At 69.9% G+C, this 19,856-nt stretch carries 20 protein-coding genes; 8 read left to right on the top strand and 12 right to left on the bottom strand.

Annotated elements, in window-relative coordinates:
* Positions 1–107: 107 nt before the first annotated feature.
* The gene (locus Q5H91_RS15760) at positions 108–1,115 is read left to right on the top strand and encodes a hypothetical protein (protein ID WP_305174411.1); all 1,008 of its coding nucleotides are present in this window, start codon (positions 108–110) and stop codon (positions 1,113–1,115) included.
* A 4-nt stretch (positions 1,116–1,119) separates the two neighbouring features.
* Here the strand turns inward: Q5H91_RS15760 and Q5H91_RS15755 are convergent, their stop codons facing one another.
* From Q5H91_RS15755 to recQ, 4 genes are read right to left on the bottom strand one after another with little or no spacing between them, the layout of a single operon-like run.
* Positions 1,120–1,506 (bottom strand): hypothetical protein, encoded by a 387-nt coding sequence (locus tag Q5H91_RS15755; RefSeq protein ID WP_305174410.1) that lies wholly within the window; start codon positions 1,504–1,506, stop codon positions 1,120–1,122.
* Positions 1,503–1,916 carry a hypothetical protein gene (locus tag Q5H91_RS15750; RefSeq protein WP_305174409.1) on the bottom strand — a complete coding sequence of 138 codons (414 nt, stop codon included), beginning with the start codon at positions 1,914–1,916 and terminating at the stop codon, positions 1,503–1,505. Before Q5H91_RS15750 ends, Q5H91_RS15755 begins: the two co-directional genes overlap by 4 nt.
* The gene (locus tag Q5H91_RS15745; RefSeq protein ID WP_305174408.1) at positions 1,913–2,341 is read right to left on the bottom strand and encodes a protein tyrosine phosphatase family protein; all 429 of its coding nucleotides are present in this window, start codon (positions 2,339–2,341) and stop codon (positions 1,913–1,915) included. Before Q5H91_RS15745 ends, Q5H91_RS15750 begins: the two co-directional genes overlap by 4 nt.
* Positions 2,342–2,390: 49 nt before the next feature.
* On the bottom strand, positions 2,391–4,160 hold the full coding sequence (gene recQ / locus Q5H91_RS15740) for a DNA helicase RecQ (protein WP_305174438.1): 1,770 nt from the start codon (positions 4,158–4,160) through the stop codon (positions 2,391–2,393).
* Between the two features lie 140 nt (positions 4,161–4,300).
* On the opposite strand from recQ, the gene Q5H91_RS15735 reads away from it, so the two are divergent.
* On the top strand, positions 4,301–5,053 hold the full coding sequence (locus Q5H91_RS15735) for an EF-hand domain-containing protein (RefSeq protein WP_305174407.1): 753 nt from the start codon (positions 4,301–4,303) through the stop codon (positions 5,051–5,053).
* 123 nt (positions 5,054–5,176) lie between these two features.
* Here Q5H91_RS15735 and Q5H91_RS15730 read toward each other — a convergent pair whose 3' ends face one another.
* On the bottom strand, positions 5,177–5,752 hold the full coding sequence (locus Q5H91_RS15730) for a hypothetical protein (RefSeq protein WP_305174406.1): 576 nt from the start codon (positions 5,750–5,752) through the stop codon (positions 5,177–5,179).
* On the bottom strand, positions 5,749–6,051 hold the full coding sequence (locus Q5H91_RS15725) for a PadR family transcriptional regulator (RefSeq protein ID WP_305174405.1): 303 nt from the start codon (positions 6,049–6,051) through the stop codon (positions 5,749–5,751). The genes Q5H91_RS15730 and Q5H91_RS15725 overlap by 4 nt, the downstream gene beginning before the upstream one ends.
* Positions 6,052–6,317: 266 nt before the next feature.
* On the opposite strand from Q5H91_RS15725, the gene Q5H91_RS15720 reads away from it, so the two are divergent.
* A complete protein-coding gene (locus Q5H91_RS15720) occupies positions 6,318–6,590 on the top strand; it encodes a GNAT family N-acetyltransferase (RefSeq protein WP_305174404.1) in 273 nt (90 codons plus the stop codon).
* Positions 6,591–6,592: 2 nt separating this feature from the next.
* On the opposite strand, the gene Q5H91_RS15715 is transcribed toward Q5H91_RS15720, so the two are convergent.
* Complete coding sequence (locus Q5H91_RS15715; RefSeq protein WP_305174437.1) at positions 6,593–8,431, bottom strand: ABCB family ABC transporter ATP-binding protein/permease; 1,839 nt, start codon at positions 8,429–8,431, stop codon at positions 6,593–6,595.
* Between the two features lie 134 nt (positions 8,432–8,565).
* Here Q5H91_RS15715 and Q5H91_RS15710 point away from each other — a divergent pair, with 134 nt between their 5' ends.
* From Q5H91_RS15710 to Q5H91_RS15700, 3 genes are all read left to right on the top strand, one after another.
* Positions 8,566–8,796, top strand: a complete 231-nt coding sequence (locus Q5H91_RS15710; RefSeq protein WP_305174403.1) for a hypothetical protein — start codon at positions 8,566–8,568, stop codon at positions 8,794–8,796.
* Positions 8,797–8,864: 68 nt separating this feature from the next.
* On the top strand, positions 8,865–9,482 hold the full coding sequence (locus Q5H91_RS15705; RefSeq protein WP_305174402.1) for a YqiJ family protein: 618 nt from the start codon (positions 8,865–8,867) through the stop codon (positions 9,480–9,482).
* Positions 9,482–11,158 (top strand): flotillin family protein, encoded by a 1,677-nt coding sequence (locus tag Q5H91_RS15700; RefSeq protein WP_305174401.1) that lies wholly within the window; start codon positions 9,482–9,484, stop codon positions 11,156–11,158. The genes Q5H91_RS15705 and Q5H91_RS15700 overlap by 1 nt, the downstream gene beginning before the upstream one ends.
* A 349-nt stretch (positions 11,159–11,507) precedes the next feature.
* Here the strand turns inward: Q5H91_RS15700 and Q5H91_RS15695 are convergent, their stop codons facing one another.
* The 5 genes from Q5H91_RS15695 to Q5H91_RS15675 form a co-directional block, all read right to left on the bottom strand.
* Complete coding sequence (locus Q5H91_RS15695) at positions 11,508–12,455, bottom strand: phytoene/squalene synthase family protein (protein WP_305174400.1); 948 nt, start codon at positions 12,453–12,455, stop codon at positions 11,508–11,510.
* A complete protein-coding gene (locus tag Q5H91_RS15690) occupies positions 12,452–13,033 on the bottom strand; it encodes an LOG family protein (RefSeq protein ID WP_305174399.1) in 582 nt (193 codons plus the stop codon). Before Q5H91_RS15690 ends, Q5H91_RS15695 begins: the two co-directional genes overlap by 4 nt.
* Positions 13,034–13,233: 200 nt before the next feature.
* Positions 13,234–14,721: a phytoene desaturase gene (locus Q5H91_RS15685; RefSeq protein ID WP_305174398.1), complete on the bottom strand. Its 1,488-nt coding sequence runs from the start codon at positions 14,719–14,721 to the stop codon at positions 13,234–13,236.
* Entirely contained in the window at positions 14,718–15,878 is a 1,161-nt protein-coding gene (gene crtY, locus Q5H91_RS15680) for a lycopene beta-cyclase CrtY (protein ID WP_305174397.1), read from the bottom strand. Before crtY ends, Q5H91_RS15685 begins: the two co-directional genes overlap by 4 nt.
* Positions 15,879–15,963: 85 nt before the next feature.
* Complete coding sequence (locus Q5H91_RS15675) at positions 15,964–18,453, bottom strand: PhoX family protein (RefSeq protein ID WP_305174396.1); 2,490 nt, start codon at positions 18,451–18,453, stop codon at positions 15,964–15,966.
* A 182-nt stretch (positions 18,454–18,635) separates the two neighbouring features.
* On the opposite strand from Q5H91_RS15675, the gene ppk2 reads away from it, so the two are divergent.
* Both ppk2 and Q5H91_RS15665 read left to right on the top strand, forming a co-directional pair.
* Positions 18,636–19,388, top strand: a complete 753-nt coding sequence (ppk2, locus tag Q5H91_RS15670) for a polyphosphate kinase 2 (protein WP_305174395.1) — start codon at positions 18,636–18,638, stop codon at positions 19,386–19,388.
* Between the two features lie 167 nt (positions 19,389–19,555).
* A complete protein-coding gene (locus Q5H91_RS15665) occupies positions 19,556–19,840 on the top strand; it encodes a DUF7957 family protein (protein WP_305174394.1) in 285 nt (94 codons plus the stop codon).
* Positions 19,841–19,856: the final 16 nt, after the last annotated feature.

Raw genomic sequence — 19,856 nt, 5'->3', positions numbered from 1 at the left:
GGTGCGGCGACGCACCGGGCCTTTTTTGTCCGCGCATCGGCGCGGTGACACCCACCACTGGTCGGCCTATGCCAGTTCGACGCAAGACTCGGGTGGGGGGAAATGGGATGACGGCACAGGCAGCTTCACCGTCGCTGGTGGCGCGGTTCGCTCCGACGCTGGCGCCGCTGGCCATCGTCGCGCTGGCCGGCCTGGCTGTGCGCAGCCCGCTCGCCGCGGCGTGGCCGGCAACGGCGCTCCTCCTCTTCCTGTGGAGCGTGGCGGACACGATGATGCTGGCGCTGGTGGCGCGAACCCCGGGGCGGCGGCCGGCCGCGCACCAAATTGTCGGCGTTCTGGCCACGGCGAGCGTAACGGTGTGGCTCGGCGCGCCGGCGCCATTGCGCCAGGCGCTGCTTGCCATGCCGTGGCTGGTCGCGGCCATGGCGGTGGCGGTGCTGGTCCATGTCGGCTGGGCATCCATCCGTGTGCGACAGGTGCTGGCGTCACCCGCAGGCGATCGGTGGCAGGTGGCGGCGGCGCAGTTCGTGCCGGCCGCGCTCGTCCGCCTCGCCGTGGCGGAGCTGTCGGTCCTCCACATGGCGCTGTTCCGCTGGGGCGGCCCTGCCGATGTGCCGGCGGACAGCCGGGCCTTCGCCTATCACCGGCACCTGGCGCCGATGTGCGCGGCGCTGCTGATCCTGTCGGCGATCGAGGTGGCGGTGTACCATCTGCTGGTCGGCCACTGGAGCCGCACCGCCGCGCTGGTCATGTTCGTGCTGAGCGACCTAGGGCTGGTCTATCTGGTCGGCCTCATCAAGTCGTTCCGCTTACGGCCGATATTGCTAACGCCGACGGGCGTCAGGGTACGGGCCGGTTTCCTGATCGACCAGTTCATCCCGTTCGAGGCGATCGCGGCGATCGCGCCCGCGATCGAGGGTGACGAGGTGCGCGATCCCGACAGCTTGAACGCGGCGCTGCTCGCCTGGCCCAACATCCTGTTGCGGCTGAACGCACCGCAACCGCGCCGGTCCTTGTTCCAGCCACGGGCGTTCCGCGCCATCGCATTCCGCCTGGACGATCCCGAGCCGTTCCTCCGCCTGCTCGCCTGGCGGCTCGGCCACAGCGCGCAGTAGGAATCTATCGCCCGCGCCGGCGATCGATCATCGGGCGCAGGCGGATGCCGACGCAGATTGCCAGCGGCCAGAACAGCGTGTTGGCGACATCGCCCAGCGTGTCGGGCCAGCGCCACGAGTGATAGATCAGCCGGTCCATCACCTCGTTGAACAGCTCGGCCACCACTACCACCGACAGCGGCACCAGGCTGCCGAGCGAGCGGCGGGTGACGACACGGGCGACCATCAGCACGGCGAGCCCGGCATGGATGTGGAGGATCGTGTCGGGCAATCCGGTGCCGTCGCCGATCCACTGAATGAAGCGCTGGTAATGGGCCGGTGCCTGCGCCGCATGGGCGGCGGCCTGGTTGACGACGGTGGCGGAGTTGATGGTGCCCATATTCACGGTCATCGCGTCAGCCGCGGCGCCAGGCGGCGGATGTCGAGTGCGTCGACCCCGGCCAATGCCACCTCGCCGAGGCGCGCGTCGCCTGTCTCGACCAATATGCCCTGCGCCGTCGAGCGCACGTTCCGCCACGGCACCTCGCGCGCGACGAGGCGATTGCCCCGCCGCTTCACCGCCGCGACCCGCCCGTCCTCTGTCACCGCCAGCGCGCCGCCGCCGTCGGCGCCGACCACCGCGCCGGCCACGCGCGCGCCGACCAGCATCTGCTCGACCGCCTGTGCCGCGTCTTCGGGGCTTTCAATCCGGCCGGCACGGCGGCTGCGGAGCATGATCCAGCCCAGCGCCGCCGCCAGTACCGCGCCGACGCCGACCGCGGCGAGGACCGCCAGCCGCGTGGCGTCCATCCCTGCGATCATCGTCCGCCCGCGAGCGCGTCCAACGTCGGGCGCAGGCCGTTCAGGTCGTACCCGGCCCCCGCTGCCTGCGCGACGAGCAGCGCCGGATCGCGCCCGGACTTTGCGGCGGCGAGCGCCCACAGGTTGCACGACCGCGTGCCCGATCGGCAATAGGCGAGCACCGGCCCCTCCGCTTGCGCAAGCGCCCCGGTCATCGCGTCGAGCTGCGGCTGGGAGAAGCCCGACTGGTCGATCGGAATCGCGGTGTAGCGCAGCCCCGCTGCCTCCGCCGCCGCCCGGATCGCCTCACCGGTCGGCTGACCGGGTTCCTCGCCATCGGGGCGATTATTGACGATCGCGACATAGCCGGCCGCGGCGATCGCCGGCAAATCGGCGGGCGTGATCTGGGGGGCGACGGCGACACGGTCGTTTAGGGGGCGGATCATGGTTACCGCCTAACCTATCGCAGCATCGGCGTCAGCCCCGATCGCACGCTCAGGCGGCGCGGATCACCTGGAGGAAGGCGTCGCCATAAGCGTCCAGCTTGCGCGCGCCGATGCCGGACAGCAGCGCCAGCTCCGCCCGGCCGCGCGGACGTTGCGCCGCCATGTCGCGCAACACCGAGTCGTGGAAGATCACATAGGGTGGAACGCCCGCTTCCTGCGCCAGTTCGCGGCGACGCGCGCGCAACGCCTCGAACAGCGGGTTGTCGGCGGGGTTCGCGGCGACCGGGGCGCCGCGCTTGCCGCGCCGCTCGCGCCGGGGCGCCAGCGCGACCGACAGCGTCGCCTCGCCCTTCAGGAGCGGGCGTGCGCCGGGCCCGAATTCCAGCCCGCCATGGTCGTTGGTGCGGAGCGCATCGCGCAGCAGCAGCGCACGCACCACCGGCTTTACCAGCGCCGCCTCCTCGAGCGGCACGATGTTCCATACCGACAGGTTCTCGTGCCCGTTCATCAGGCTGCGCTCGGTCGACTGGCCAGTCAGCACCTGCTCGATATAGGTCGCGCCGAACATCTGGCCGGTGCGGAAGACCGCCGACAGGAACTTGCGCGCCGTCTCGGTCGCGTCGACCGCGGTGCCGCTCCCCAGGCAATTGTCGCAATTGCCGCAGGGTTCGGTCGGGTTCTCGCCGAAATGGCGCAGCAGGACGTGGCGGCGGCATCCTCCCGTCTCGACCAGCGCACCCATCGCCGCCAGCCGCTGGCGCTCGCCCGCCTGCCGCTCGGGCTCGACCTCGCCGATCCGCTGGCGCGCGCGGGCGAAGTCGTCGGCGCCCCAGAACAGGTGCGCGACCGATGGGTCGCCGTCGCGCCCCGCGCGGCCGGTTTCCTGATAATAGGCCTCGATCGACTTGGGCAGCCCGGCATGTGCGACCAAGCGGACGTCGGGCTTGTCGATCCCCATCCCGAACGCCACCGTGGCGCAGATCACCATGTCCTCGGACGCGACGAAATCCGCCTGGTTCCTGGCGCGCACCGCGGCATCGAGCCCGGCATGATAGGCGCGCGTCGGCCGCCCGGTCGACCGGCCCAGCGCCTCGGCCAGCTTCTCGGTCTGGGCGCGGGTCTGGGCATAGACGATGCCGGGGCCGGGCGTGGCTGCGATCAGGTCGGCGATCTGGCGCGTGGTCTGGTCGCGCGGGGTGATGGCGTAGCGGATATTGGGCCGGTCGAAGCCCGACACGATCATCCCATCCGCGGGAATGCCCAGCTGGCGGGCGATGTCGGCGCGCGTATGCGCGTCGGCGGTCGCGGTCAGCGCCAGGCGCGGCACGTCCGGAAACGCGTCCATCAGTGGCCCGAGCAGGCGATAGTCGGGGCGGAAGTCGTGCCCCCACTCGCTGACGCAGTGCGCCTCGTCGATCGCGAACAGGGCGAGCTTCGTCTCGGCCAGCAGCTCGCGAAAATGGCCACCCGACGCGCGCTCCGGCGCGACGTAGAGCAGGTCCAGCTCGCCGGCGCGCAGCCGCGCGATCGTCTCCGCCCGGTTCTCGTCGACCGAGGTCAGGGTGGCGGCGCTGATCCCGACCGCGGTCGCGGCGCGCAGCTGGTCGTGCATCAGCGCGATCAGGGGGCTGACCACCACGCACGTCCCCGCCAGCATGGTCGCGGGCAGCTGATAGCAGAGCGACTTGCCCGCCCCCGTCGGCATCACCGCCAGCGTCCGCTCGCCCGCCAGCACTCGCGCGACGACATCGGCCTGCACCCCGCGGAACTGGGGAAAGCCAAATACGCGGGAGAGCACGGAAAGCGGGTCGGCGACCATCACCGGGCCATGTAGGGAAAGGACGCGGCGGGGTCGAGGGGCGGGGCGGCCGTCGTGCCGGGCCTGCAACATTCTGAAATATGCGCGTGCACCGCACGGCGCAGCGCGTCGGCAGCGCCCCCTTCGTGAGAGCTCCTGCCATGCGTCGTTCCAGCCTCGTCCTGCTGCTCGCCCTCACGGCCGTGACACCCGCGGCAGCGCAGATGGGCGGCGGCATGGGGGGCGGCATGGGCCATGGCGGTGGCCATGGTCAGGGCGGCGGGCGCGGTCAGGGGCGCGGCGGTCCCGGCGGCGAGCATCCCGTCGAGGCCAAGCCGATCGCGCGCGACCAGATCGACAAGCCCGTCACCGCCATGTTCCGCGCGGCGGATACCAATCGCGACGGCATGGTCACCCTGGCCGAGTTCCAGGCATTGATGGACGCCCGGCGCCAGGAGCGGATCGGCCGCGGCTTCGCGCGGATCGACACCGATCATGACGGCGCGATCAGCCGCGCGGAATTCTTCGAATGGCAGCGGCGGCTCGGCTCCGCGGCAGCGGGCGACGGCCAGGCGGTGCTCACCATGGAGGGGCCGGTCGCGGAGACGCTCGCGCCGGACTGGGGCGAGGGGCACCGCGAAATGGTGCTCGCCCGCATCGTCGAGCCGCTGAGCGAGACGGTTCTCGTCGCGGCCAACACCAATTACGATGCAGGCATGTCGCTGGACGAGCTGCTTGCCTATGAGCGGGCGCGCTTCGACCGGCTCGACACCGATCATGACGGCAAGCTCACCGCCCTGGAGTTGCGCGCGCTCAATCCGCGGCGCGGGCGGGGGATCGACGATGACGGCCCGGACGATCGCGGCCCGCCGCCACCCGGCCGGGATCGGGATGCGGATTCGTCAGCCGACTGAGGGTCTTCCCGCCAGCACCTGCGAAATGGCGAGACGCCGAGGACAGGCTGGAGCGTGGGCATGGGGGCATGGCCGATCCCGGGCCATGTAGGGGCGGGGCGGGCTTGGCCGGGAGGATCGGTCCTACGCGATCGCGCCCCGCCGCGTCCCTCCACCCCACCAAGTCGCTGCCACCCAGATCAGCCAGCTGACTAGCAGACCCGTCGGGGCCGGCAGGTTGTAGATGGTCATGTTGGGTGACCAGAACGGCATCAACCGGCCGAACGCCGCCCACATCAGGAGGAGGGGGATGGCCTGATGGACGACGAACGCCACCGTTCCGACAGCGATCGGCGGGTAAGCGGGACGCATCCTGCCCAGCATCAACCCCGCGACTAGGCTTCCGGAAAACATCAGCGGAATTACCGCCATGTCCGAAATCCCGATCGTGCGTGCACCCACGAGGATGGCAGCGCCGACCGAGAAGCTCAGCACAATGGCAAAGACGGGCAGCGCGAACAGCGCGGCGACGAACCACAGGTCGCGCGCCATCCTGTCCTTCGCCGCGGCGTACAGACAGCCGAGCGCCCAGGCCGGTCCGTGACCGCCGGCGGCATCGGTTTCCGCGACCATGGCGAGCACCCATTCCTCTCGATCGCGGCCGGCGATCCAGTTGGCGAGGCGCAGGATGAGGCGTGCCAATCCGTTGAGGCCGCTCATGCCAGTTGCTCCTTGAACGAAGAGGCGCCGCCAGTCGTGGCCGATGACCGCAACGCGGCGAGACCGGCGGCGAGGATGCGATAGGCATGGCGCGGCGGCCGCCCGACCTCGGTCGGTGCCAGCCACTCCGCCTCGACCAGCCCGCGCTCGGCGCAGCGGATCAGGATGGGATAGAGCGACCCGGACTTCAGTCCGGTGAGCCTGGCAAGCTCGAGGCCGTAGCGCCACTCGCCCGGTCGACGGGCCAGTGCGTCCAGCACGGCGAGCGTCTGCTTCGATGGTGGCCGTACGCGCTGCATCGCTTAACTCTACCATGGTAGAGTTGCCGGTCAAGAGGGTCCAGCGCGCTCGGTGCGGCCCCGTGTCCTACACCCGGCGTGTCCTACACCCGGCCGGCCCTGCTACACCGGTGCCATGCCCCGATCGCTCCACGCCGCTGCAACCCGCCTCGCGGTTCGCGAGCGGCGGCGGAACCGGACACGCAAGGGGGTGTGTAGTGTCCGGTTCCGCGCATTCGACCCGATTTGCGCCGGGAGCGGGTTCGCCGTCGCCGCGTTGTGGAGCGATGCAGCAGATCACGAACAATCGCTCCGAACAGGAATATGTCCTCGACGTCGACGGCGAGCGTGCCGTTGCCGCCTATCAGCGCGAGGGGGATACGATCGTCTTTACCCACACCGTCGTGCCGCCGGCGATCGAAGGGCGGGGCGTGGGCACGCGGCTGGTGCGCGGCGCCCTCGACGATGCGCGCGACCAGGGGCTGAAGGTGGTGCCGCAATGCTCCTTCGTGCGCGCCTATATCGAGCGGCACCCGGAATATCGCGACCTGCTGCGATAGGGCTACTCCGCCGCCACCGCCTCGTCGCCGCGCGCACGCTCGGCGGCCTGGCGGTTCCACATCGCCGCATACAGCCCGCCGCGGCGCAGTAGTTCGGCATGGGTGCCGCTCTCTGCCACGCGGCCGTCGTCGAGCACGACGATGCGGTCGGCGCCGACCACCGTCGACAGGCGGTGGGCGATGACGATGGTGGTCCGCCCGCGCTCGACCGCCTCAAGCGTGTCGAGGATGTCCGCCTCGGTCCGGCTGTCGAGCGCGCTGGTCGCCTCGTCCAGGATCAGAACCGGCGGGTTCTTCAGCAGCGTGCGCGCGATCGCCACACGCTGCTTCTCGCCGCCGGACAGCTTCAGGCCACGCTCGCCGACGCGGGTGGCGTAGCCTTCCGGCTGGCGCTCGATGAAGCCGGCGATGGCGGCGCTCTCCGCGGCGCGACGGACGTCGGTATCGCCCGCACCCTCTCGACCATAGGCGATGTTGTAGCCGATCGTGTCGTTGAACAGCACCGTGTCCTGCGGCACGATGCCGATCGCGGCGCGCAGCGACCCTTGCGTGACCGCGCGGATGTCCTGTCCGTCGATCGTGATGCGCCCGGCATCGACGTCGTAGAAGCGGTAGAGCAGCCGCGCGAGCGTCGACTTTCCCGCGCCCGACGCGCCGACCACCGCCACGGTGCTGCCCGCCGGGATGTCGAGGTCCAGCCCCTTCAGGATGGCACGGTCGGGGTCGTAGCCGAAGCGGACGCCCTCGAACCGGACGGCGCCGCGCGTGATCGCCAGCGGCGGGGCGCCGGGCGTGTCGACCACCTCGGCGCGGGTGTCGATAAGGTCGAACATGCTCGCCATGTCGATCGCGCCCTGCCGGATCGTGCGATAGACCATGCCGAGCAGGTCGAGCGGGCGGAACAGCTGCGCCAGCAGCGTCGACACGAACACCACGTCGCCCGCCGAGAAGCTGCCGCGGCTCCACCCCCAGGCGACGAAGGCCATGCCGCCGCCCAGCATCATGTTGGTGATCGCCGCCTGGCCGACGTTCAGCCAGGCCAGCGAATTCTCCGACTTGGTGGCGGCGCGGGCATAGGCGTCGACGGCGGCCTCGTAGCGGCGCGCCTCGCGCGCCTCGGCGCCGAAATACTTCACCGTCTCGAAGTTCAGGAGCGAGTCGACCGCGTGCGCCACCGCGCCGGTATCGAGGTCGTTCATCCGCGTCCGCAGCGCATTGCGCCAGTCGGTGACGATGCGGGTGAACCAGATATACACCGCGACCATCGCCACTGTCGCCGCCACCAGCCAAGGGCCGAAGCCGTGCCAGAAGATGCCCAGCACCAGCCCCAGTTCCAGCACGGTCGGCGCGATGTTGAAGAGGAGGAAATAGAGCATCGTGTCGATGCTCTTGGTGCCGCGCTCGACCACCTTGGTGACCGCGCCGGTGCGGCGCTCCAGGTGGAAGCGCAGTGACAGGCCGTGCAGGTGGCGGAACACGTCGGCGGCCAATCGCCGCGTCGCATCCTGCCCGACCCGCTCGAACACCGCGTTGCGCAGATTGTCGAACAGCGTCGTCCCGAAGCGCGAGGCGGCATAGGCCACGACCAGCAGGACGACGAGCGTGACCGCCGACCGGTCGCCCACCGCCATCCGGTCGACCGCATATTTCAGCGTATAGGCCGCGCCGAACACCTGGATCAGCTTCGAGCAGACCACCAGCAGCATCGCGCCCGCGATCCGCGCGCGCAGCATCGGCTCCCCGGCCGGCCACAGATAGGGCAGGAACCGCCGCAGCGTCGGCAGCAGCGGTCGCTCGGGCGGAGAGGCGGGAAGGGCGAGGGGGGTGGCGTTGGGCGGCATCTGCGCCCTCATGTCGGCGCGCGACCCGCGCGGCGCAATGGTCCATTACGGGACGGCGCCGTCAAGCCGCGCCGGGCGCGCGCCCGGAACCGTTCGTCGCGGCCGATGGTTCTGGATGCGAAGGGAAATCAGCCATGGGCCCGATGTTCTTCGTGATGGCCATCCTGGGATGCGGTGACGGCAGCGAGCAATGCACCGACGCGCGGGTGATTCCGGTCCGCTACTCGACCATGGCAGCGTGCCGCGCTGCCCTCCCAGAGCAGATCGCCCGCAACACCGATGTCCCCTATCCGGTGATCGGCGCCGACTGCCGCCGTGCAGGCGTGCAGATGGCCGATGCGTCAAAGGTCAAACCACGCGGCTGACGTCTGCGGTCGTTCCGCATTGACCCGGTCCGTCCGACCGCTAGCATCGGCGGCCGGGGGTATCTGCGATGCTGGAATGGTTGACCGCGCCGGAGACGATCGTCTTCTCGGCCGCGCTCACCCTGATGCTGGCGATTGGCGTGATCGAGGCGATCGGGCTGGGGGTGAGCGGGCTCGACCTGCATCTGGACGTCCATTTCGACCATGACGGACTGCTCGGCTGGCTGGGTGTCGGCCGGGTGCCGCTCCTCGTCACGCTGATCGCCTTCCTGACCGCCTTCGGCATCATCGGGCTGGCCGGGCAGCAGATCGCCGAGGCGTTGCTCGGCCGGATGCTGCCATCGCTCGCCGCGGTGCCCGGCGCGGCGGTGCTGGCGCTGCCGGTGACGGCGGTGCTCGGCCGCGGGCTCGCCCGGATCATGCCGCACGACCAGACCAGCGCGGTCGATCTGGACGAGCTGATCGGCCGCGCCGGCACCATCACCGTCGGCCGCGCCCGCGACGGCTCGCCCGCCCGCACCCGCGTCCTCGACCCGCACGGGCAGGCGCATCACGTCCTGGTCGAGCCGAACGATCCCGCCGCCGTGTTCGAGGAGGGCGACACCGTCCGCCTCGTCCGGCGCGAGGGTGAGCGGTTCCGCGCCATCCTCCACGACTCCCCCCGCCTCAGCAACTGGATCGATTGATGAACCCTGTCGCCACCACCTCCTCGGGCCTGACCAGCGTGCTGATCTATGCCGGCGTGCCGCTCCTCGCGCTGCTCATCATCGGCATCGTCATGGCGCGCCTCTACAAGCGCGCGTCGAAGGAGATCGCCTTCGTCCGTACCGGCTTCGGCGGGGAAAAGGTCGTGATGAACGGCGGCGCGCTGGTGCTGCCGGTGCTGCACGAGACGATGCCGGTCAACATGAACACCGTGCGGCTGGCGGTGGAGCGGCGCAACGGCGACGCGCTCATCACCCTCGATCGGCTGCGCATCGACGTGCGGGCCGAGTTCTACGTCCGCGTCCGCCCCGACCGCGAGGCGCTGGCGGTCGCGGCGCAGACGCTGGGTCAGCGGACCATGCATCCGGAGGCGCTGAAGGAGCTGGTCGAGGGCAAGTTCGTCGACGCGCTGCGCTCGGTCGCGGCGGGGATGACGATGAACCAGCTGCACGAACAGCGCAGCGACTTCGTCCAGAAGGTGCAGCAGGTCTCGTCCGCCGACCTGGCGATGAACGGGCTGGAGCTGGAGAGCGTGTCGCTGACCGGGCTCGACCAGACCTCTATCGAGCATTTCAACGCCAACAACGCCTTCGACGCCGAGGGCCTGACCAAGCTGACGGAGCAGATCGAGCTGCGCAAGAAGGCGCGCAACGACATCGAGCAGGACACGCGCGTGCAGATCGAGGCGAAGAATCTCGAGGCGTCGCGCACCAGCTTCACCATCGCCCGCGACGCCGAGTTCGCCCGACTGGAGCAGGAGCGTGAACTGGAGGTGCGCCGCGCCGAACAGGCGTCCGAGGTCGCGCGTCAGCAGACCGAACGCCAGCGTGAGGCCGATCAGGCGCGCATCCTCGCCAAGCAGCAGACCGACTCCGCGCAGATCGAGGCGGATCGCGCGATCCAGCAGGCGCGCATCGCCCAGGCGCAGGCGATCGAGATCGCCCGGCAGGAGCAGCAGATCGCCGTGCAGAACAAGAGCCGGCAGGAGAGCCAGGCCAAGGCGGAGGCCGATCAGGCCCGTGCCGAGGCGGTGTCGGCCGAGGAGAAGGTCGTCACCGCGCGCGAGACCGAGGTTGCCGAACGCTCCAAGCGGATCGAGCTGATCGACGCCGCGCGCGAGGCGGAGCGCGCCGCCATCGGCGTGAAGGTCCAGGCCGAGGCCGAAGCGCAGGCCGCCACCGACCGCGCCGCCGCGCTGCGCGCCGCCGCGGAGGGCGAGGCGGAGGCGGAGAAGCTGCGCGCTGACGCCGCCCGCGTCCGTTTCGAGGTGGAGGCGGCAGGCCAGCGCGCGGTGAACGAGGCGGCGAACCTGCTGTCGTCGGATCAGGTGTCGCTCCAGACCAAGATGGCGCTCCTGAAGGTGCTGCCAGACTTGGTGCGCGAGGCGGCGCGCCCGCTGGAGGCGATCGACAGCATCCGCATCGTCCAGGTCGACGGACTGGGGGTCGGCGGTTCGGGCGCGAACGGCGTGGCGGCGGCGGGCGGCGACGGCAACCTCGCCAACTCCGCGGTGGCTGCGGCGCTCCGCTACCGTGCGCAGGCGCCGGTGATCGACGGGCTGATGAAGGAGCTGGGCTTCGACGGCGGCACGCTCGACGGACTGGTCGCGGGCGCGGTGAAGGCGGAGTCGTCGGGGGGCGTCGATACCGGGGGCTGATCGGAGGCGGGGCGAGGATACTCGGAATCTCCTGTTATGCCGGGCTCGTCCCGGCATGACGATGTCTGCTGGAGCGTGATCCACCGAAACTGAAGCACCTCCCCGGCGAAGGCCGGGGTCTAGTTGGGAGGATGGTGATGAAGCACGTTGCACGTTGTCACGACGGCCTTCCCAACTGGGCGCCGGCCTCCGCCGGGGAGACAAAGTGGCTGGCTCGATCCGAGTGGATCACACTCTAGAGGCAAATGCGATCAGGACTGCACGTGACAAGGCCCCTGCCCTTCAGGAGAGGGGTTGGGGCGGGGCGGTTCCCCGGGCGGCGCGCCTGCAAAGTCGATCGCTCTCGCCTTTATCGAGGCCGCGTCCACAACCGCGTATCGCGCGGTGCCGGCGAATAGAGCCGCGCACGCATCGCCGCCTGCCGCGCGGCGCGCGCCATGAAGCGCAGCTTCTGCGCCTTGCCGGTGCTGACCCGCATGTCCCACGCCCGTTCGCCGAGGGACGCAACCTCGCGGCCGATCGCGCCATAGATCGCCGCCGCCGCCAGCACCGCCCAAGCGGCGCGGAAGGGCAGGGCCGGGGTGCCGAGCCGCGCGCTCGCCTCGAACGCAGCCGCGCGCTCGGCCAGTCGCCGGGCGAGCAGCGCCAGCTGCGGGCGCCGGGCGAGGTCGAGCTGCTCGCCCGCCGGGAGGCCGACCTCCGCCAGCCACTCGGCGGGCAGGTAGCAGCGCCCGGCTGCGTCATCCTCGGCCAGGTCGCGCGCGATATTGGCCAGCTGGAACGCCATCCCCAGGTCGCATGCCCGGTCGAGCGTCGCGTCGTCGTCGGGCGACACGCCCATCACCACCGCCATCATGCAGCCGACGACGCCCGCGACATGGTAGCAGTAGCGATACAGGTCGTTCTCGGTCTGCGGCCGCCACTCCGCCGCGTCGAGCGCGAAGCCGGCGATCAGGTCGCGCGGCCAGGCATGCGGCATTGCCGTCTCGCCGACGACGATGCGCAGCGCGTCGAAGGGCGGGTCGCCGACGAGCTCGCCGGCCAGGGCCGCCTCGGTCCTGGCGGTCAGCTCGGCCAGTCGCGCCTGCGCGCCCGGGAGCACGGTCATGCCATGGCCGTGATCCTGCCCGTCGGCGATATCGTCGCAGCGCCGGCACCAGGCATAGAGGAGCCATGCCCGCTCGCGCGTCTCGGGATCGAACAGCCGGCTGGCCGCGGCGAAGCTCTTCGAGCCGATCGCGATCGACTGGCGCGCGGCGTCGACGATCTCGGCGCGCGAGGGGACTGGTCCGGTCAAAGGTCCGACGCGGACATCCGCACGATCGGCTGGGTCGGCCGGTGCGCGGCCATCCGGTCCAGCAGCGTGTCGAGCGTGTCCGCCACGATTAGCAGGTCGCGGTGCTGCGGGCGGAGGAAGCCGACCTGCCCCATCTTCGCCCAGAACGCGACCAGCTCGTCATAATAGCCGGCGAGATTCAGCAGCCCTACCGGATCGGCGTGATAGCCCAGCTGTGCCCAGCTGAGCGCCTCCCACAGTTCGTCCATCGTGCCGGTGCCGCCGGGCAGGGTGACGAAGCCGTCGGCCAGGTCGGTGAACGCCTGCTTGCGCTGGTGCATGCCGGGCACGACGTGCAGCTCGGTCAGGCCGCGATGCGCGACCTCGGCATCGACGAGCGCCTGCGGGATCACCCCGATCACCTCGCCGCCCGCCGCCAGCGCACTGTCGGCGATCGCCCCCATCAGGCCCAGCCGCCCGCCGCCATAGACGACCCCGATGCCCCGCTGGGCAAGGGTGCGGCCGACCATCCGGGCGTTGTCGATATAGAGGGGATCGGCCGGCGTGGCGGAACCGCAATAGATGGCGAGACGCTTCATGCGCCGGCGGTACGGGATGGCGGCGACCCCGGCAAGCGCGGGGACATGGGTCGCTGTCCTAGCGGAACCGGTTTCGGCTATCGTCGCGGCACCGGCTCTTTGACAGCGATGACCAGTCACTCCGCCCGCGTCGTAAGCGCCGCGACGAGCATGCGCATCGGTGTGACCTTATGTGACGTTCCGGGCCAAGGGGCCGTCGTCTACCGCCCCTCCAGCATCAGCGCCGCGGTCGCCTTGGCACTCCCGACCACGCCGGGAATGCCGGCACCCGGATGCGTGCCTGCACCGACGAAATAGAGGTTGGGGATCGCGTCGTCGCGGTTGTGAACGCGGAAATAGGCGCTCTGGGTCAGCACCGGCTCCAGCGAGAAGGCACTGCCGAGATGGGCGTTCAGGTCGGTGGCGAAGTCCGCGGGCGCATAGCTGAACTTGGTCACGATCCGCTCGTGGATGTCGGGGATCAGGCGGCGGCCGACCTCGTCGAGGATGCGACGTTCCAGGATCGGCGCGATCTCTGCCCAGTCGACCGGGAACTTGCCGAGGTGCGGCACGGGCGCCAGCGCGTAGAAGGTCGAATGGCCCTCCGGCGCCAGCGACGGGTCGGTCACGGTCGGGTGATGCAGGTAGAGCGAGAAATCCTCCGACAGCACGCCGTGGTCGTAGATGTCCTCCAGCAGCCCCTTATAGCGCGGACCGAACAGGATCATGTGGTGCGGGATGCCCGGCCACGCGCCCTTGATCCCGAAATGGACGACGAACAGCGAGGGCGAGTATCTCTTGCGCTCCAGCCGCGCCTTCGTCCGCTGCGCCGACCGCGAGGTGGACAGCAGGTCGCGATAGGTGTGCATGATGTCGGCATTCGCCGCCACCGCGTCCGCCTCGGCCCGCCAGCCGCTGGCGGTGACGACGCCGGTGGCGCGGTCACCCAGCGTCTCAATCTGCGCGACCGGATCGCCCAGGCGCAGGCGGCCGCCCAGCCGCTCGAACTGGGTCACCATCGCCGAGACCAGCCGGTTGGTGCCGCCGCGCGCGAACCAGACGCCGCCGTCGCGCTCCAGCTTGTGGATCAGCGCGTAGATCGCGCTGGTCGTCATCGGATTGCCGCCGACCAGCAGGGTGTGGAAGCTGAGCGCCTCGCGCAGTTTTTCCGACTGCACGAAGCTCGATACGATCGAATAGACCGAGCGCCATGCCTGGTATTTGGCGAGCGCCGGCGCCGCCTTCACCATCGACGCGAAGTCGAGGAAGGCGACATGGCCGAGCTTCTCATACCCCTCGGTATAGACGCCCGCGGCATAGGTCAGGAAGCGCTGATACCCCTCCCAGTCGCCGGGGTGCAGCTTTTCGATCTCGGTGCGGAGCAGCGCGTCGTCGTTGGTGTAGTCGAAATTGGTGCCGTCCTGCCAGTTGAGGCGGTAGAAGGGGCTGACCGGATCGAGCACCACGTCGTCGGCCATGTGCCGGCCGGTCAGCGCCCACAATTCCTCCAGACAGGCCGGATCGGTGATGACGGTGGGGCCGGCGTCGAAGGTGAAGGTGCCGCTTTCGGTCGGCCGCTCCCAGTAATAGGCACGGCCGCCGGGCCGGTCGCGGCCCTCGACGATCGTGGTGTCGACCCCGGCCGACTGCAGGCGGATGGCGAGGGCAAGGCCGCCGAAACCGGCGCCGATGACGACCGCGCGCTTCATGCCGTACCCCCGCGCAATGCGCGCACGGCACGGCCGATCGGCACGGGCGGCTTGCCGAGCAGCACGCGGGCCTTGTCACGCATCGTCGATTCACCTGCATAGAAGCGGCCGATCAGGCCGGGGGACAGGCGGTAGAAGCGTTCCAGAACGCGGTAGCGTTCCGTGGGAGAGGCGGCGCGGAATAACATGGTATCCAACATGCGATAGAAACCCCGCCTGCGCCAAGTCCCTGCCGCCAGATCGTGGGTGCGGGCATGCAGCCCCACGCCGTCGAAGTCGCGGCCGCCGGCGATCATCGCGGCGGTGCGGACCGCATCGGGCAGCGAGTAGCCGGTGGTCGGGTGGAACAGCCCGGCGCGCATCCCCGCCTTGGCGACCGTGCCGGTCGAGCGCCAGTAGCGGGCGAAATCGCCGCCCAGCACCACCGGCAGCACGCCGTGCTCCTCACCGGCGGCCTGTTCCACCTGCCACCCGCGCGTGGCGGCATAATCGTGGATACGGTCGGCCAGCGCCGGACGGTCCAGCTCGGGCGTGTCGCTGTAATAGGTGTCCTCGACGAACATCCGACGCGGGCCGAGCGGCAGGCAGTAGACGAAGCGATAGCCGTCGATCTGTGCCACGGTGGCGTCCATGATCCGCGGATCGGGCGCGTCGTGCGGTGCCGCCAGCCGCAACTCGCGACCGACGAACTTCTGCCAGCCTAGGTCGAGCGTCGCCAGGTCGCCGGGGCCGCGCGCGTCGATCACGCCCCCCGCCGCAAGGCCGGTGCCGTCCGCGAAGGCGACATGGTTCGGAGTGACATCGCCGACCGCGCGGCCGAGCATCAGCGCGCCTTCCGGCAGCGCGGCGCGCACCACCGCGTCGAGCCGTTCGCTCGCGATCGAGAAATAGGGCGCCGCGATCCGGCGGGCGAGGTCCGGAAAGGCCACGTCGTGCGCCGCCCAGCTCTGCGTGACGAGCGGGGCGACGATCCAGCGGTCGGCCGGCGCGATGTCGTCGGCGAAGAATGACCAGCGATGGTCGCCGCCGATCACGGGGGCCGAGTCGATCAGCCGCACGTCGAGCGCGGGATGCCGCGCCTGTACCGCCAGCGCGATCAGCCCGCCGGCCAGTCCCGCGCCGACAATGGCGAGGTCGCAAGTGTGGGTGGTCGCCATGCGCGGGGTGCTAGGGGAAAGCCGCGCGGTAAGGAATGCCCTTCGTCGCCGTGCCGGGTCGCGCCGGCACGGCGACGGGCATGCTTCAGAGCCCCACCACGCCGCCATCGTCGCGGGTGATGACGATCGTCGCCGAGCGCGGGCGGGTGGTCGCCGCCGTGGTGGCGCCGCCCTGGTTCGCCGGCCAGTTGCTGGTCGGCGCGGCCGGGTTGGTCGCGTCCTCGCCCGGATGCTGGATGTTGACGAAGACCGAGCGACCGTCCGGGGTCGAGTGGATGCCGGTGATCTCGCACTGCTTCGGGCCGACCAGGAAGCGGCGCAGCGTCGCGCCCGGCGCCTTGCCGATTCGCGTCGTGACCGTGTTGGTCGCACCGTTCAGCGTGCTGGTCACGCTGCGCGTGCCGCCGTCGCCGACGATGCCCGGAATTGCCGCCAGCATCATGCAGTTGGTGACGTCGGTATAGGCGCCGTCGTCGGTCTGGATCCACATCACCGGCGTGACCTGGCCCGACGCGTTGCTCGGCAGGCCGAACCACAGCCCATCGGGCGAGGAGAGGTCGTTGGTCGCGTCCAGCCCCGACAGGTTGATCGTGGCGGGGTCGAGGTCGGATCCCGCGCCAAAGGCATAGATGTCCCAGGTGAAGCTGGTCGCCTCGCTGGTGTCGCCCGCCTCGCGCAGGCGGATGACATGGCCGTTGACGTTGCCGGTGCCGGCGCTGCGGCCGTCGGTCTTGGGATCGGTATAGGCGCGCGGGTTGGCGGCATCGACCGCGCGCGTGCCCGTTGGGGTGCGCGAGGAGTTGTTGGTCAGCGTGCAGTACATCTCGCCGGTCGCGGGATTGACCGCGGTCCATTCCGGCCGGTCCATCGGCGTCGCCGCCAGCGCGTCGCCCGCAAGGCGCGCGTTGATGAGCACGTCGGCCTGGCTGGTGAAGCCGTTGGCGGCGGTCAGCGGACCCTGGCCGAATACCAGCGGCAGCCACTGGCCGCTGCCGTCCGCGGCGAAGCGGGCAACGTAGAGGATGCCGGTGTCCAGATACTTGTCGCCGATCGCCAGCCGGTCGGTGGCATCCGCGTCCGCCGCGCTCCAGGCGGTGTTGGAGACGAACTTGTAGATATATTCGTTCTGCGCGTCGTCGCCCATGTAGAAGGCGGGCTTCACCCCGGCCACGGTGCGGCCGATCTGGCAGCCCTCGTGGTTCATCCGGCCGAGCGCGGTGCGCTTGCGCGGGGTGGAGGCAGGGTTGAACGGATCGATCTCGACCACCCAGCCGAACTGGAACGGCTCGTTGCGGAAATCGGCGGTGCCGTCCGCAGCCAGGGCGGTGCTGGCGGTGGCGTTCCAGCGCGAGAAGATCGTGCTGGTCGGATCGGACGCCACAACTGTCGACCAGAAGTAATTGCCCTGGCGTCCTTCCGAGATGCCGTAGCGCGCCAGCGAGCTATTCTGGCGCGCGCGGCCGGCGGCGGTACGGACGGCTGCGTCGCCCGACAGGCGGCGGAAATATCCGGCCCAATTCTCCTCGTTGGTCAGATAGGTGTGCCACGGCATGGTGCCGTTGGCGCAGTTGTTGATCGTGCCGCGGCCGGTGGTGCCGTCGGGCGAGTAGCGGGTGCGCAGGTTCGCGTCGCCGCGCACTGGGCCGCTGAACTGCATCGCCGTATTGGGGGTGATGCGGCGGTTGAAGCTCGACGACTGGACATAGCTCCAGGCACCGGCCGTGGCGCGCGTCACCTCGATCACCGACACGCCGTGCGCCTCGATCTCCTTCAGCGCCTCTGCCTCCGGGCGGGGGCCGGCGGCGGTGAAGTTGGTCGGGCCGTTCGGGTGGAGATAGCCGACGGTGATATTCTCATGGTTCAGCGCCAGCAGCCCGCGCGTGCTGCTGTTCGCGTCGGGCGTGCCGGCGGAGGACAGGCCGAAATAGCTCATGCCGTCGTGATGATCGCCGGCGCGCTGCGCGAAGTTGGTGTCGCTGCCGGTATTGCCATAGGCGGCAGTCGCGGCGTTGATCGGGTCGCCCAGCCGGTAGAGGATCGTCACGCTATAGCCGCTCGGCACCGCGACGGTGTCGGCCAGGCTCTTGGCGACGGCGGTGAAGCCGAGGGCGGGCGCGCCGACCGTGACCGAGGCCGTGGCCGAGGCGGGGAGGCCGTTCTTCAGCGCGGTGAAGCGGAAGGTCAGCTCGGTTCCCGTAGCGACCGCCGGCGCGATGAAGGTCGCGACATTGCCGCTGGCATTGGCGAGCGTAACCGTCGGGCCGGACACCTGCGACCAGCTGACGCTCTCGGGCGTGCCGGTGACGGTGCCGGTCAGGGTAACGGGCCGCCCGGCGGCCGAGGCGCCGGACGCGGTGGCGGTGACGGTCAGATCCGCCGTCTCGCTCGCATCGTCGCCGCAACCGGCGAGCAGCGCGCTGCCGAACACCGCGGTGGTCATCGCCGACAGGCCGCCCATCAGCGTCTGACGGCGCGAGTAGCGGATTTCGACCAGCTGGTTCAGGCTGGGCGCGGTGCTGGTGTTCGTATCGATGTCGCCATCGTCATAGGCGACGGTCATGTCGTTGATGCTCATGAGAATTTCCCCCGGAGGCGCAGGTTGAGGGCGCCGACGCGGGCGCTATGTGGCCGGCGTGCGACGCGAGCGTTGCAGATCGGGGACGATGACAAGTCGTTCACGTTACCGATCCGCGACAATCGCGGGGGACCTCTTCGCCTGCCATGCGTTGCGCAGGCGTAACATCGGAGAGCCGGCGGATGAGCCACAAGGACGAGGATCTGGAAACGCTGCAGCTGGCGCTGGTGCGGATGCAGGCCGCCGCCGCCGTCTCGGGCGAGCGGATCGTGCTGGTGCTGGAGGGGCGTGACGGTGCCGGCAAGGACGGCTCGATCAAGCGCATCACCGAGCATCTTTCGGTGCGCGCCACCCGCGTCGTCGCCCTGCCCAAGCCGTCCGATCGGGAGCGGACGCAGTGGTATTTCCAGCGCTATGTCCAGCACCTGCCGTCCGCGGGCGAACTCGTGATCTTCAACCGGTCCTGGTATAACCGGGCCGGGGTAGAGGTGGTGATGGGCTTTTCCACCGCGGCGGAGCAGGCCGAGTTCCTGCGCGACGCGCCCGATTTCGAACGGATGCTGGTCGAAAGCGGTATCAGGCTGGTCAAGCTATGGCTCGACATATCGAAGGACGAGCAGAAGGAACGGCTCGACCAGCGGCGCACCGATCCCCTGAAGGCGCTCAAGGTGTCGGACATGGATGCGGTGGCGCAGACCAAGTGGGAGGAATATTCCGCTGCGCGCGACACGATGCTGACCCGCACCGACACGCCGCTCGCTCCCTGGTACTGCGTGCGTGCGGATCACAAGAAGGCGGCGCGCAAGGCGATCATGCGCCATATCCTGCACGCTGTCGCGCCGCCGGAGATCGCCGACACCGTCAAGCGTCCCGATCCCGAAATCCTGTTTCCTTTCGATCTGCGGGCAATCGAAGACGGCCGGCTGGCACGCTGAACCGGCCGATTTCCGGGTGGTGAGAAGGCCGTCCCGATATGGGTCGGTCTTTTCAGGATTTTTCGGAAACCACCGACGACTTCGGCCGTTTGACCTTGCGGAGTCGCTCGACGACCGCCGGACGCCGGCGGCGCACGACCGGCCGGACAGGCGAGGATTGTGGGGTCATGACGGTGAAGGCGGACAGGCCCTATCGAACGATCAGGCTGACCGACAAGGCACGGGTCATCCTCACCTTCTGGGCGACCGCCAAGGAAGATAAGCTGCACAACATCATGTGCCTGGACGATGACGGTTCGCTACGCTGGCGAGCGTCGTTGCCCCGCGCGGCAGCGACGCGCGACTGTTACGTGTCGCTGAAGCAGGTAGGGGAGCGGCTGGTGGCCAAGACCTGGAGCGGGCTGGTCGTCGAGCTCTGCCCGAATACGGGTGCCCATATGGCGGCAGCCTGAAACACGACTTGCTCTG

Source organism: Sphingomonas aurea, from assembly GCF_030678875.1.
GTDB lineage: Bacteria > Pseudomonadota > Alphaproteobacteria > Sphingomonadales > Sphingomonadaceae > Sphingomonas > Sphingomonas aurea.
Note: the sequence above shows the minus strand (reverse complement) of the source record. Positions and strands in the feature narration are given on the sequence as shown.